13 protein-coding genes are annotated in these 13,409 nt (G+C 62.3%); 2 read left to right on the forward strand and 11 right to left on the reverse strand.

Features of this window, described 5'->3' with window-relative positions; genetic code table 11:
• Position 1 precedes the first annotated feature (1 nt).
• Positions 2–1,150, forward strand: a complete 1,149-nt coding sequence (locus J2W46_RS02415) for a CmpA/NrtA family ABC transporter substrate-binding protein (protein ID WP_310350980.1) — start codon at positions 2–4, stop codon at positions 1,148–1,150.
• A 153-nt stretch (positions 1,151–1,303) separates the two neighbouring features.
• On the opposite strand, the gene rhaS is transcribed toward J2W46_RS02415, so the two are convergent.
• The 6 genes from rhaS to rhaM all read right to left on the reverse strand — a co-directional run bounded on the left by rhaS (position 1,304) and on the right by rhaM (position 7,296).
• On the reverse strand, positions 1,304–2,311 hold the full coding sequence (rhaS, locus tag J2W46_RS02420; protein WP_310350981.1) for a rhamnose ABC transporter substrate-binding protein: 1,008 nt from the start codon (positions 2,309–2,311) through the stop codon (positions 1,304–1,306).
• Between the two features lie 55 nt (positions 2,312–2,366).
• Complete coding sequence (locus J2W46_RS02425) at positions 2,367–3,383, reverse strand: ABC transporter permease (protein WP_310350983.1); 1,017 nt, start codon at positions 3,381–3,383, stop codon at positions 2,367–2,369.
• Positions 3,376–4,437: an ABC transporter permease gene (locus tag J2W46_RS02430; RefSeq protein WP_310350985.1), complete on the reverse strand. Its 1,062-nt coding sequence runs from the start codon at positions 4,435–4,437 to the stop codon at positions 3,376–3,378. The genes J2W46_RS02425 and J2W46_RS02430 overlap by 8 nt, the downstream gene beginning before the upstream one ends.
• The gene (locus tag J2W46_RS02435; RefSeq protein WP_310350987.1) at positions 4,434–5,963 is read right to left on the reverse strand and encodes a sugar ABC transporter ATP-binding protein; all 1,530 of its coding nucleotides are present in this window, start codon (positions 5,961–5,963) and stop codon (positions 4,434–4,436) included. Before J2W46_RS02435 ends, J2W46_RS02430 begins: the two co-directional genes overlap by 4 nt.
• Before the next feature lie 61 nt (positions 5,964–6,024).
• Positions 6,025–6,918, reverse strand: a complete 894-nt coding sequence (locus J2W46_RS02440; RefSeq protein WP_087753321.1) for an amidohydrolase family protein — start codon at positions 6,916–6,918, stop codon at positions 6,025–6,027.
• A 54-nt stretch (positions 6,919–6,972) separates the two neighbouring features.
• Positions 6,973–7,296 (reverse strand): L-rhamnose mutarotase, encoded by a 324-nt coding sequence (gene rhaM / locus J2W46_RS02445; protein ID WP_088174007.1) that lies wholly within the window; start codon positions 7,294–7,296, stop codon positions 6,973–6,975.
• A 127-nt stretch (positions 7,297–7,423) separates the two neighbouring features.
• On the opposite strand from rhaM, the gene J2W46_RS02450 reads away from it, so the two are divergent.
• Positions 7,424–8,419 (forward strand): LysR family transcriptional regulator, encoded by a 996-nt coding sequence (locus tag J2W46_RS02450; protein ID WP_310350989.1) that lies wholly within the window; start codon positions 7,424–7,426, stop codon positions 8,417–8,419.
• A 15-nt stretch (positions 8,420–8,434) separates the two neighbouring features.
• On the opposite strand, the gene J2W46_RS02455 is transcribed toward J2W46_RS02450, so the two are convergent.
• The 5 genes from J2W46_RS02455 to J2W46_RS02475 all read right to left on the reverse strand — a co-directional run bounded on the left by J2W46_RS02455 (position 8,435) and on the right by J2W46_RS02475 (position 13,283).
• Positions 8,435–9,217, reverse strand: a complete 783-nt coding sequence (locus J2W46_RS02455; protein WP_310350991.1) for an SDR family NAD(P)-dependent oxidoreductase — start codon at positions 9,215–9,217, stop codon at positions 8,435–8,437.
• Between the two features lie 38 nt (positions 9,218–9,255).
• Complete coding sequence (gene rhmD / locus J2W46_RS02460; protein WP_310350992.1) at positions 9,256–10,434, reverse strand: L-rhamnonate dehydratase; 1,179 nt, start codon at positions 10,432–10,434, stop codon at positions 9,256–9,258.
• 50 nt (positions 10,435–10,484) lie between these two features.
• A complete protein-coding gene (locus J2W46_RS02465) occupies positions 10,485–11,810 on the reverse strand; it encodes an MFS transporter (protein ID WP_310350994.1) in 1,326 nt (441 codons plus the stop codon).
• Positions 11,811–11,923: 113 nt separating this feature from the next.
• Positions 11,924–12,676: an SDR family NAD(P)-dependent oxidoreductase gene (locus J2W46_RS02470; RefSeq protein WP_020066255.1), complete on the reverse strand. Its 753-nt coding sequence runs from the start codon at positions 12,674–12,676 to the stop codon at positions 11,924–11,926.
• A gap of 262 nt (positions 12,677–12,938) precedes the next feature.
• Positions 12,939–13,283: a hypothetical protein gene (locus tag J2W46_RS02475; protein ID WP_020066256.1), complete on the reverse strand. Its 345-nt coding sequence runs from the start codon at positions 13,281–13,283 to the stop codon at positions 12,939–12,941.
• Positions 13,284–13,409: the final 126 nt, after the last annotated feature.

Here is a 13,409-nt window from a genome sequence, read left to right on the forward strand (position 1 = left end):
CATGAACACTCCCAGTCACCTCGCATCGTCAGCATCAGCGCCGTTGGAGAAGACCCACTTGCGGCTCGGCTTCGTGGCGCTCGCCGATGCCGCGCCGCTCGTCGCCGCGAAGCTGCTTGAATTCGGTCACGCGCACGGCCTCACGCTCGAACTGTCGCGCCAGCCTTCGTGGGCTGCCGTGCGCGACAAGCTGCTATCCGGCGATCTCGACGCGGCGCACACGCTCTATGGCCTCGTCTACGGAGTGCAACTCGGGCTGGGCGGTCCGCAAACCGACATGGCCGTGTTGATGGTACTCAACCGCAACGGCCAGGCGGTCACACTGTCAAGCCGTCTCGCGGATGCACTCGCCGAACATGGCAACTTGCCCGAAGCGCTCGCTACGCTCGGCCGCAAGCCGGTATTCGCGCAGACGTTCCCGACCGGTACGCATGCGATGTGGCTGTATTACTGGCTCGCTGCGCAGGGCGTGCACCCGTTGCGCGACATCGAAAGCGTGGTGATTCCGCCGCCGCAAATGGTCGCGGCGCTCGCGGAAGACAAGCTCGACGGCCTGTGTGTCGGCGAGCCGTGGAACGCGATGGCCGAAGCGGAAGGCGTCGGCAGAACGGTCGCGTATACGAGCGAAGTGTGGCCCGATCACCCAGAGAAAGTGCTCGCGTGCCGGCGCGATTTTGTGAGCGCGAATCCGAACACGGCGCGCGCGCTCGTGCAGACGATGCTCGAAGCGTGCCGCTGGCTCGACGGCCCCGGTCATCGCACTGAAATCGCGCGCTGGCTTGCCCGGCCGGACTATATCGGCATCGACGAGGCCCTGATCGCGGCGCGCTTTGGCGACAAAATTCCGGCCTCCGTGCCGCGCGGTTTGCCAATGCGCTTCTTCGACAACGGAGAGGTGAACTACCCGCACGCATTCGAAGGCGCGTGGTTCCTGACGCAGTTCGAGCGCTGGGGCATGATCGACGCACGCAGCGATTACACGCAGATCGCGGAGAGCATCAACCAGACGCAGCTTTATCGCGAAGCCGCCGCGCAGGTGAAGGTTGCGGTGCCCGCGCAAGAGAACGCGCGAACGTTCATGGACGGCAAGGTGTGGGACAGCGCGACGCCGTCGGCTGATTTTGCGCGTGCATTCGAGGTTCGACGATAAGCTTGCATGCCGGGCCCGGACTTCGTTCCGGAGCAAGGTAAAGGCGATAGACGCGGATATTCAGGTCGCTGTCATCAAAACAATCCGCGAGGCGCACCAGCGGTCTATCGCCCCGCTTCCTGCGCACCTCGCTCTCCGCCCCGACCGCCGCGCTCAGAAATTAAACTTGTCGATATTGCTCGCATCGAACGTTGTCGGCGGTCCGAGAATGATCTCGCCTTGCGGACCGATCGTGCGCTTGCCGAGCTTGCCCGCATCGAACGATTCGCCCTCCTTACCGTTAATCGTTCCCGACGCGAGCGCTGCCGCCGCGTAGCCGGCGAGATAGCCCAACTCGTTCGGATCCCACAGCTGGAATGCCTTGACCGTGCCGTTTTTCACGAACGCGCGCATCTGGTTCGGCGTGCCGAGGCCCGTTACCGCGACTTTGCCCTTGCTCGACGACGACGAGATGTAGCGCGCCGCCGCCGCAATGCCGACCGTAGTGGGCGCGACAATCGCCTTCAGGTTCGGATATGCCTGCAGCAAGCCCTGCGTTTCGACAAACGACTTCTGATCGTCGTCATTGCCGTAAGCGATTTTCACCAGTTTGATCTTCGAGTACTCGGGCTTTTTCAGCTCCTCCTGCATCCACTTGATCCACGTGTTCTGATTGGTCGCGTTCGGCGTCGCGGACAGCACCGCGAATTCGCCTCCGCCGCCCATCAGTTTCGACACGAGTTGAATCTGACCACGGCCGATGCCTTCCGCGTTCGCCTGGTTCACGAACAGTTGACGACCCTCGGGTGCCGTGTCCGAGTCGAATGTGACGACCTTGATGCCTTGCGACATCGCCTTCTTCAGATAGGGCACGACCGCGTTGGCGTCGTTGGCGGCAATCACGATTGCATCCTGACGCTGGGTGATCAGCGTGTTGATGTACTGCACCTGCGACGACGCCCCGGCATCCGACGGCCCCACCACCTTGCCCACGCCTCCGAATTCCTTGATTGCGGCGAGGCCGCCGTCGTCGGCAATCACTTCGTATGGGTTGTTGATCTGCTTCGGCACGAATGCGATCTTCAGGCCATTTTTCAGGCCCGCGGCGGGCGCCGCGCAACTGATCGCGAGCAACGCAACGCAGAGCGCCGCCGCGCCCGTGTGACGTAGTGGTTTGAACATGAAGTGTCTCCTGCCGTGTAGTTGGACGTTGTACTGTCCGGGTTTGATGATGACGTTATTGAGAAGAAGCGGACCTCGCGATGAAGCGCCGGTCACGCGCCGCGCGCCAGCGCGCAACCAGATTGGGTATCAGCACCGATGCAAGGAGCAATACGCCGGTGACGATGGTGAGCGTCTCGCTCGAAACGTCGTCGAGCGTCAATGCGTTCTTGAGCACACCGATAATCAGCAGCGACAGCAGCACACCGATCATCGAGCCGCGTCCACCGAAAATGCTCACGCCGCCGAACAGCACCGCCGCGATCACCGACAACTCGAAGCCCTCGCCGTTGTCGCCTCGCGCGCTGGTGAAACGCAGCGTGTAGATCACGCCTGCAAGCGCGCTCATCAGACCGGACAGCACGAAAAGACGCAACCTGATCTTCGTGACTTCGATGCCGGAGAACGCGGCGGCAGTCGGATTGGCGCCGATTGCGTACAGGCTGCGGCCAAACGCTGTGGACTGCAGCAACACGGTGAACAGCACTGCGCCGACAATCACGATCGCAAACGGCAACGGGATAAAAGTTCCGCCGAGCGTATCCATGCCGAACGCCGTATAGGCCGGGGGAAAATCGGCGACGGCCTGGTCGCCGAGAAGTACGTAGGCAAGCCCGCGAAAGAGTGCGAGCGTGCCGATGGTCACCGCGAGCGATGGCAGGTTCAGCTTGACGATCACGAGCCCGTTCAGCAGGCCCGCCAAAGCGCCGGCAACCAGTACGAGCGCGATCACGACAGGCATCGGCAAGCCCATGTGCCACAGCACACCCATTAACGCGCTGGATGCACCGAGTACCGAAGCCACCGACAGATCGATTTCAGCGGCAACGATGATCAACGTCATCGGCAGTGCGATCAATGCGATCTCGGTGAGATCCGCCAGCACGTTGCTGAGATTCGCACCGGTCAGAAAGACCGGCGACAGCATTCGCCCGAGCGCGATCGACAGAATCAGCACGATCACGAGCAATACTTCCCATTGCAGCGGCGTTTCGCGTTTGCGCGTGAGCAGCGCGGAATCGGGTTTAGCCATGATCGCGTTTCCTCATCATGCGTTTTGCGACGGAGCGGGCGAGCAACGTATCGGCGGTAATAGCCGCGACGATCAGCGCGCCTTCGATCGCCTGCTCCCAGAATGGAGAGACGTGCAGCACGACCAGTGCAATGCTGATCACGCCCAGCACGAGCGCGCCGAGCGTCGCACCGAGTATCGTGCCGACGCCGCCCGTGATCGCGACGCTGCCGACAACGGCAGCCGCGACGACCTGCAGCTCGATGCCCTTTGCGGTGCTGGCGTCGACGGTGCCGAAACGCGCAAGCCACAGCGCGCCCGCGAAGCCAGCAATTGCACCGGACAGCAGAAAACCCGCCATGACCCGTCGTTCGACGTTGACGCCCGCGAGACGCGCCGCCTCGGGATTCGAGCCGATCGCATAGTGCTCACGGCCGCCGCGAAACTGCTTGAGGTAAATAGCGAGAGCAAGCAGCACGACGAGCGCGATCAGCGCAAGCGTCGGTATGCCGAAGAAGGTGCCGGTCGCAAGCCGCGAAAAGGTATCGGGCAGACTGGTGGCGTTGATCTGTCCGCCGTGCACCCACGCATAATCTGCACCCCGAAATATATAAAGTGTGGACAGCGTCGCAACGAGCGACGGCACGCGCCCCACCGCCACGAGCAGCGCATTGATGCCGCCTGCCACGAGACCGATGCCGAGCCCCGCCGCGAGGGCGACGACCGCCGGCATCTGCGGAAATGCGACGTACAGGCTGCCCACGGCATAGGCGCTGATGCCGACCGTCGAGCCCACCGACAGATCGATATGACGCATCAGAATGACCACCGTCATGCCCGCGGTCAGCAGGCTGATGATCGACACATTGAGCAGCACGTCGCGCAGATTCTGCAGATTCAGGAACTGCGGCCTCGCGAGAGCGGTGCCCACGATCAGTAGAATCAGCACGACGAACAGCGTCGTCTCGCGGCTCTTTGCGAGGTTCGCTGCGAAGCCGCCCGCTGTGGCCGGCGGGCGCTTGGAAGGCGGCGGCGCCTGGACCGGCGCGGGGTGAGTCGAAGAATGGCGCATCATGCCGCGTTCCCTAACGGTGGAATCGGTTGTCCCAGCGCCGCGGCCATGATGCGTTCTTCGTCGGCCTCGGCCCGTGCAATGTCCGCACTGATCCGCCCCTCGTGCATGACCAGTACGCGGTCGGCCATGCCCAGTACTTCCGGCAATTCGCTCGAAATCATCAGCACTGCCATGCCGTCGCGCACCAGTTCGGCAAGCGCGCTATACACCTCCGCTTTCGCGCCGACGTCGATACCGCGAGTGGGTTCGTCGATAATCAGAACCTTCGGGTTCGTGGCGAGCCACTTGCCCAGCACGACTTTCTGCTGATTGCCGCCCGACAGCGTGCCGACCGGCGCATTGGGATCGCCCGCTTTCAGCCGAAGACGCGTGCCCCACTGGTTCGCGAGTTGCGTCTCGCTGCGCGTCGTGATGAGACCGTGTCTGACGAGACGGCCGAGCACTGTCATCGACGCGTTGCGCGCGATGCTCAACTCCAGCGCGAGTCCTTGCTGCCGGCGGTCTTCCGGTACGAGCGCGAGGCCGGCGCGCACGGCGGCAGCGGGACTGCCGGCCGTAAGTGGTTTGCCGCCTATCTGGATGTGGCCGGCGTCGAGCGGGTCGATGCCGAAAATCGCACGCGCGACTTCGCTGCGACCCGCGCCGACCAGCCCCGCCAGCGCCACGATTTCGCCTGCCCGCACGTCGAAAGAAATGTCCTTGAAAACGCCCACGCGCGTGAGCCCTCGCACCGACAGGCGCACTTCGCCAGGCGGTCGCTCCGCTTTCGGATAGAACGTCTCCAGATCGCGGCCGACCATTTTTGACACGATCGCGTCGGTGTTCAGATCGGCGGTCATGCCGTCGAACACCTTCGCGCCGTCGCGCATGATCGTGACGCGTTGCGTCAGCGCGAAGACTTCGTCGAGACGGTGCGTGATGAAGAGTATCGCCACATCGCGCTCGCGCAGCGTGCGCACGATTGCAAAAAGACGTTCCACTTCCGTCAGCGACAAGGCCGCTGTCGGTTCGTCCATGATCAGTACATTGGCGTTCAGCGACAACGCCTTTGCGATTTCGATGACTTGCTGATCTGCAATGGACAAGCCGCGCACCAGTTGATCCGCGCGCAGATCGACGCCGAGCGAGGCGAGCAGTCCGTCTACCTCGCGGCGCATCGCGTCGTATTGAATGCGCCCGAACCGGTCGACCGGTTGCCGTCCCATGAAAATGTTTTCCGCGATCGACAGATCGAAGAACAGTGTAGGTTCCTGATAGATCACCGCGAGCCCGGCATCGCGTGCTTGAGCAGGCGTGGCGAAGCGGCGCGCGACGCCGTCCACCAGCAGTTCCCCGCTATCCGGCTGATGCACGCCTGCAAGAATCTTCACGAGCGTCGACTTGCCCGCGCCGTTCTCGCCGAGCAGCGCGTGCACTTCCCCCGGCCACAACGAGAGATCGCCGTCCGATAGCGCGCGGACCCGGCCGAACGATTTGCTCGCGTGCCGCAATTCGAGCCTCGGCACGGCGGATGTAGGTTGCTGCACTGCGTGTCTCCTTCTTTTACGTTACGGCGTGCCCGTCCTGCTTGTGTCCACGCGACCCGCTTCAGATGCGATAGAAACGCTCGGCGTTACCGCAAAAGAGCGCCTCTTTCTCTGCAGCGCTCGCACCCTCGACAATCGTTGCATACGCATGCCACAAACCCGCGTAGGAGCCGAACAAGCGATCGACGGGAAAGTTCGACGCGAACATTGCGCGCTCGACTCCGAACGCGTCGATCGTTTCGAGCACGTAGGGCCGCAAGCTTTCCACAGTCCACTGATGATCGAACATCGCAAGTCCGCTGATCTTCACGCAGACGTTCTCGCAATCCGCCAGCATGCGCATGCCGTCGCGCCACGCCCGATAGCCGGCGACGCTGTCGCGATCGACGAACATGCCGGCATGGTTGACGGCGAAGCGGGTGTCGCCATAAGCGCGCGCCAACGCTGCGGCCTCTTCCATTTGCGACGGATAAAGTTGCAGGTCGAACGACATGTCGTAACGGCGCAGCAACGCAAAGTTCTCACGCCATTGCGGCTCGCGCATGAAATGGCGGCCCACATAGTCGAACAGCCTGTTCTCGTGCACGTTGAGAATCTGCCGGATGCCGCGCGTATTGGCAAACGACGCATGCGCTTCGAGCAACGCGGGCGCGTCGGCTGAGGACAGGTCCACCGCGGCGACAATCGCGTTCGGCATGCCGCGCGATTCATGACGATCCGCAATGCCTTGCAGCCAGCGCGTTTCCTCGACGGGGTCGGCGGGATCGTGATTCGCTTCCACGTGCACCACTTTCTTCACATCGATATCCCCGGCTTCGCCGAGCAGATCGGCGAGCAGATAGTCGTGCTTCAGGTCGCGCGCATCCCCAACAAACGACACGCCGGGATTTTCAAGCCACGGATAGCGATGCGTCTTCAGGTCCCACAAGTGAATATGCGAATCGACAACCTGCATGCGATGCCTCCGTCGTTTCAAGCGTGCAATTCAGCGTGAACGTCAGCTCGAACTTCAGCCGAGCGAACTCAGACGAAACACCTGTTCGAGCGGTTGCTGATGCGGCGTGTGGTCCGGGGCTGTATGCATGATGTCGGCCATGTAATCCCACCATTTGCGCATGACTTCGAGTTCAGGGAGCGCGTCCATCGTGTGATGCGTGGTTCGCGTGAGCACGGCGAATAGATGATCGGTGCCGGGGTCGAAGAAAATCCGGTACTCGCGCACGCCCGCGTTGTGCAACGCGTCAACAAGTTCTGGCCAGATCTCGGCGTGACGGCGCTCGTACTCCTCGCGCATGCCGGGGTTGAGCACCATCCGGAAAGCGATTGTCTCCATTGCGGCTGTCTCGTCGTTATTGGCGCCTTCGCGGCGAAGCGCCTGCAAAGACTATAATTCGTGCGTCGATAGCATCTCAATCCGTAGTTGGGATTGGGCGATCCACAAACCGAATCGCACGGCAACCATGAGCCAACTCTCAGCAACTGTCGCACTCGTCAATCGGCTCAAGTTCAAGCACCTCGCGCTGCTCGTCGCGCTCGACGACGCGCGCAACCTCCACCAGGCCGCCGAAGCAGTGAACGTTGCACAGCCGAGCGCCAGCCGCATGTTGGGCGATATCGAAGAGGCGTTCGGCTTTCTGCTGTTCGAGCGCAACGCGCGCGGCATGACGCCCACGCCGCTGGGCGTCGTCACGCTGGCCTACGCACGGCGTGCGCTCGCCGAACTCACGCGTTTCGCCGAAGACCTGGAAGTCAAACGACGCGGCGGACATGGACAGTTGACCGTTGGCGCGATCATGGGCGCGGCGCCCGATCTGATGGCAATGGCCGTCGCCGCATTGAAAACCGAAAGCCCGTTGCTGAACGTGCGCATTCTCGGCGAGACCAGCGACCAGGTGGTGCAATTGCTGCATCGCCGCGAAGTCGACCTTGCGCTGGGACGACTGACAAGTCCGTTGCAACACAACGATTTCTGTTTCGAGCCGCTCGCGCGCGAGACCTTGCTGCTCGTCGTGCGTTCGGTGCATCCGCTTGCGAGCCGGGCGCGCATGACGCTGCGCGAACTGATCGACTGGCCTTGGGTTGCACAGCCGGTAACCAGTCCGGCGCGCGTGCTGTTCGAGGAAGAACTCGCGCGTGCAGGACTTGCCACGCCGGTCAATCTCACCGAATGCGCGTCGATCTTCGCCACACTGCAACTGCTCGAAAACTACGATGCCGTGGCGATGCTGCCGGAGTCGGTAGTGCGCGATCATTTGCGCGGCAAGCTGCTCGTTGCGCTGCCGCTCGAGATCGGCAAGAGCCTTGCGGGCTTCGGTATTCTTACGCGCAAGGAAGAAACGCTCGCCGAACCCGCGCTGCGCTTCATCGAACTGCTGCGCGGCTTCTCGCGGCTGCTCGCACGCGAAGATACCGCTGCGTCCGCGCAAGCCGCTGTTGCCTCCGCTCCGGTCAGTTGATTTCGGCATCGCGCGTCATTGCAGATTGACGAACAGGCCGCCGTCCACCAGTAACGACGCGCCCGTCACATAACGCGCGCGGTCGGACGCGAGGAACACCACGCATTCGGCCACGTCTTCGGGACGGCCCAGCCGGCCCAGCGGAATGCGCTTTTCGAAGTAGGCCTTCTTCGCTTCGTCGGCGAGATCTTCGGCGTTCAGATCTGTTGCGATCGTGCCGGGCATAACTGAATTGCAGCGGATGCCGTACGGTCCTAACGCAACCGCGCATGACTGCATCAGCGAATGAACGCCTGCTTTGGTCGGCGTGTAATGCGTCTGCATGCCGCCGCCCACTAGCGCGCTGATCGAACCGGTCGCCACAATCGCCCCGCCGGTGCCTTGCGCTTTCATTTGCTGCGCGGCCGCCTGCGTGACGTAGAACGCGCCGTTCAGATTGACCGCGACTGTAGACTCCAGCACCTCAGCCGGCATGTCGAGAAACGCATGGAACGGACAAATGCCCGCGTTGCTCGCGAGCACGTCGACCTTGCCGAATGCTTCGACGGTCTGGCGCACGAGTAGCTGGCCCGTTTCGCGCGCGGCAACGTTGCCTTCTACTGCGATCACGCGCCGCCCGAGCGCTTCGATCTGCTCGACCACTTCGGCGACCGCGGAACGGCGTCCGTACGACGCGTCGTTATCGCCCCAGTAGTTGATCGCCACATCCGCGCCTTCCGTTGCGCACGCAACGGCTATCGCGCGGCCAATGCCGCGTGAGCCGCCTGTGACGATCACAACCTTGTCCTTGAGAAGCACGTCATTCTCCTATGCTGGGTGATCCTGACTGCGGCCCATCAACGCGGATAAGGCTGCACCAGCGCACATTCCGGATTGAGCCTCACGCCGAAGCCCGGTGTGTCCGGCACCTTCATTCGTCCATTCACGGGCACCGGTTCGTCGAGCAGAAGCGGCGTGAACATGGGCACCACTTCGTCGGCCTTGGGCGCCATCATCAGGAACTCGGAGAAAGGCGAGTTATGACGCGTGACGACAAAATGGTAGCTATACACGGACGAACCATGCGGCACCACCATCACGTTATGAGCATCCGCAAGTGCCGATATCTTGATCAGTTCGGTGATGCCGCCGCACCAGCCCACGTCCGGCTGGATCAGATCGCAGCATTGCATTTCAAGCAGCATGCGAAAGCCCCAGCGCGTCGCCTCGTGTTCGCCCGTGGACACCATCATGCCGCGCGGCACGTTGCGGCGCAGTTCGGCGTAACCCCAGTAGTCGTCGGGCGACAGGCACTCTTCGATCCATTTGAGTCCGTACTCGTGCGCGGCGTGCGCGAGGCGCGTTGCGTACGGCACGTCGAGACTCATCCAGCAGTCATACATCAGCCAGAAGTCGTCGCCCACGCGGCTGCGCATGTCCGCGAGCTTTTCGAGGTTGAGTTTGAGCCCGGCTTCCCCTTCTGCCGGGCTATGCTGCAACGGCAGTTTTCCGCCGATGAAACCCATCTCCTTCGCCAGGTCGGGACGTGCGCCGGTCGCATAAAACATGAGTTCGTCGCGCACGGGACCGCCCAATAGCTGATACACAGGCTCCTTGCGCACCTTTGCGAGCAGATCCCACAAGGCGAGATCGACGCCGGAGATCGTATTGAGAACCACGCCCTTGCGCCCGTAGTAAAGCGTGGCGTAGTACATCTGATCCCACATCTTCTCGATGTCGGTCACGAGCTGACCTTCAAGAAAACGCGCGAGGTGTTTCTCGACGATGAACGCGCCGATTTCGCCGCCCGTCGTCACCGCGAAGCCGACCGTGCCGTCGCTTGCTTCTATTTCGACCACCAGCGTGCCCAGCACATTGATGCCGAACGACTGGCGGCTCTGGCGATACTCGGGATAGCGCGCCATCGGTGTGGAGATGTGATCGTCGATCCAGTGTCCGCCGGGCTGATCGTGATAGTCCGCGCCGCCGCCGCGGACGATGAAGGCACGCACGTGCCGGATAGTAGGCATGGCCATGAGAGAGGGGCTCCGTGATAGGCGTCGAACGTGTCGCCGGAAATGTGCCCTTAGCGGGCGCGGTGCAGCAAGTCGTGGGTTTTGCCGGGTGCCTGTGCGTGACCACGCAGCAGCGTGCCGATCAGCAGCGCGGCGATGAAACTCGACGCGCCCAGCACGACCAGTCCCGCAGATGTCGAGGAAAACGCGTGTTCCGCAGCGGTGCGCAAGCTGGGCGCAATAAAGCCGCCAAGGCTGCCGAGCGAGTTGATCAGCGCGATGCCGCCCGCGGCGGCCGCACCGGTTAGCAGGCGTGTCGGGAAGGTCCAGAAAAGCGGTTGAGCCGCGATGAAGCCGCTCGCCGCGCAACACAACGCAACAAGCCCGATCGCGGGGTCATGAGCGAGACCCGACACGCCGATGCCAAGGCCCGCGACGACAAGCAATGCCGACGCCCACAGACGGTGTCCGCCCGTGCGATCCGCGCGGCGCGGCACATACCAGGTCACCACGAGCGCGCACAGCCAGGGCAATGCCGCGACGAGGCCGACATGAAATCCCACTGTCGTGCCGAGCAGAGCTGCGACTTGTTGCGGCAGATAAAAGATCACGCCGTACACGCTCATTTGAATCAGCAGATAGATCAGCGAGAGCAGCAGCACGCGACGATCCACCAGCGCGGCGAGAAGGCGATGCGGCCCATGCGCAGACGCCGCACGCGCGTCTTCGTCGAGAGCCGAGCGCAGGCTTGTGCGCTCCTGCTCGTTAAGCCAGCGGGCGTTTTCCGGACGATTGTCGAGATACCAGAACGCCCAGACGCCGACGAGCGTTGCCAGAATGCCTTCGACGAGAAAAAGCCACTGCCAGCCCGCGAGACCCAGCGCGCCATTCAGTTCGAGCAGCAAGCCCGACAATGGACTGCCGAAAATAAACGCCAACGGTGCGCCGAAATAAAACATGCCGACGGCGCGTGCACGCGCGCGCTGCGGAAACCAGTGCGTCAGGTAATAGATCACGCCGGGGAAAAAGCCTGCTTCGGCAACGCCCAGCAAGAAGCGCAGCGTGTAGAACGTGGTGGCGGTATGAGCGAGACACATTGCTGCCGACACGAGTCCCCATGTCACCATGATGCGGCACATCCACGCACGCGCGCCGACACGATGCAGCAGCAGATTACTTGGCACTTCGAACAATGCATAGCCAACAAAGAACACGCCCGCGCCGAATGCGAACGCCGCGTTCGAGAGCCCCGTGTCGTGTTGCAGCGCTTTTTGCGCGAAGCCGATGTTCGCGCGGTCGAGAAACGCCAGCACGTACATCAGCAGCAGGAAGGGCAACAGCCGGCGCATTACCTTGCTGTTGATCGCCTCCAGTGAAGCGCTCGCATGCGGGTCCATGTCGTCTCCTTCGCGCAACTCGCGTTGGCGGCTGCGCGGTTCTTGTATATCGTGCTGCTTGCGGCTCGTATTTTTCGGGGCGCCGTATATCCGCGCGACGCCCGCGCGAATGCTCAGTAAGTGGCGCGTCCGCCCGAAAGGTCGAATACCGAACCGGTGCTGAACGCGCAGTCTTCGGATGCGAGCCAAAGAATCAGCGACGCCGCTTCCTCAGGCAACAGGAAACGGTTCATCGGAATCTTCGAGAGCATGTAGTCGATGTGCTGCTGCGACATCGAATCGAAGATCTCGGTCTTGGCCGCAGCGGGCGTGACCGCATTGACGAGAATGTTCTTCGTCGCGAGCTCTTTGCCGAGCGATTTCGTGAGGCCGATCAGCCCCGCCTTCGACGCGCTGTAATGCGAGGCGTTCGGGTTGCCCTCTTTGCCCGCCACCGACGCGATGTTAACGATGCGTCCATAGCCCTGCTTCAGCATCTGCGGAACGACCGCGCGGCACGTGAGGTACGGGCCGATCAGATTTACGTCGATCACGCGGCGCCAGACATCAGGCTCCAGTTCCCACGTGGTGCCGTTGCCGCCCGTAATGCCCGCGCAGTTGACGAGTACGTCGATCGCGCCGTGATCGGCGACGGTCCGTTCGACAGCTTGCGCCACCGCCGATTCTTGTGTGAGCTCGACGGTCACTGCCGTCACCTTGCCGAATTCGCTGAGTTCGCGCTGACTGCGCGCGAGACGTTCGGCGTCGACGTCCCATAGGGCGACCGACGCGCCCGATTGCAGCGCCCGTTGCGCCACCGCGTAGCCGATGCCGCGAGCGCCACCGGTAATGGCGACAACGCGTCCGTCCAGATCGATTCGATTCATTTGTGTCTCCTGTCGCACGGTTCACGTGCGCCCAAGTTGTTGTAGCCGTTAGCGTCCGTGTTGCGCTTCACGCCAATATATGAGCGACGCGATGCCTCAACAATCCGAGAATTGGAAAGGTCGATAACAAAAGCGGATCGGGGCGTGGCGGCGCACAAGGCGCCAATGCGACAGGACTTTGGGAAAGGACTGGGGGAAAGGTTACGGCAACTGCGAGGTCTGGCCGCGAGCGCCGTCGCGACCGTGCATCAATAAGGCCGCATCAAAGCGCTTCCTGGCAAAGCGCCATCATTCGCTGAACCATCGTGCTTGCTTCGTTCAGCTCCATTTCGCTGGTGAAGAGCGCCTGTACATTCGACAGTCGCACGGCAACGCCCGCGTCCTTCAGATCCCGGCTCGCGATCTTCAAAGCGAGCTGCCCGATGTTCACGCGTTCGAGCCAGTCCATGCTCATGTTGTTTTTCGCGAGCCACTGGCGGCAGCATTGGACGACGTGATCCACACGCCAGTCCGCACTGAGTGCATAGGAGGCCGCTGCGATCGCTACGAGAAAGCACAGCAGTTCCGCGCGCGTAGCAGAGGGTCGTGTCGATTCCGTGTGTTTCATCCGCTTGTCTTTTGCGTGGGTGGCGTCCGGCTTTCGCCTGGCTTACGGCTTGTGCTTCGTTCATCAGCACTCGCCGGGCGTGTCAAATGTATAGGTAGTCAGCAAACGAAATTGCGGGCGCGCGCT

The organism is Paraburkholderia strydomiana (assembly GCF_031456815.1).
GTDB classification, from domain to species: Bacteria; Pseudomonadota; Gammaproteobacteria; order Burkholderiales; family Burkholderiaceae; genus Paraburkholderia; species Paraburkholderia caledonica.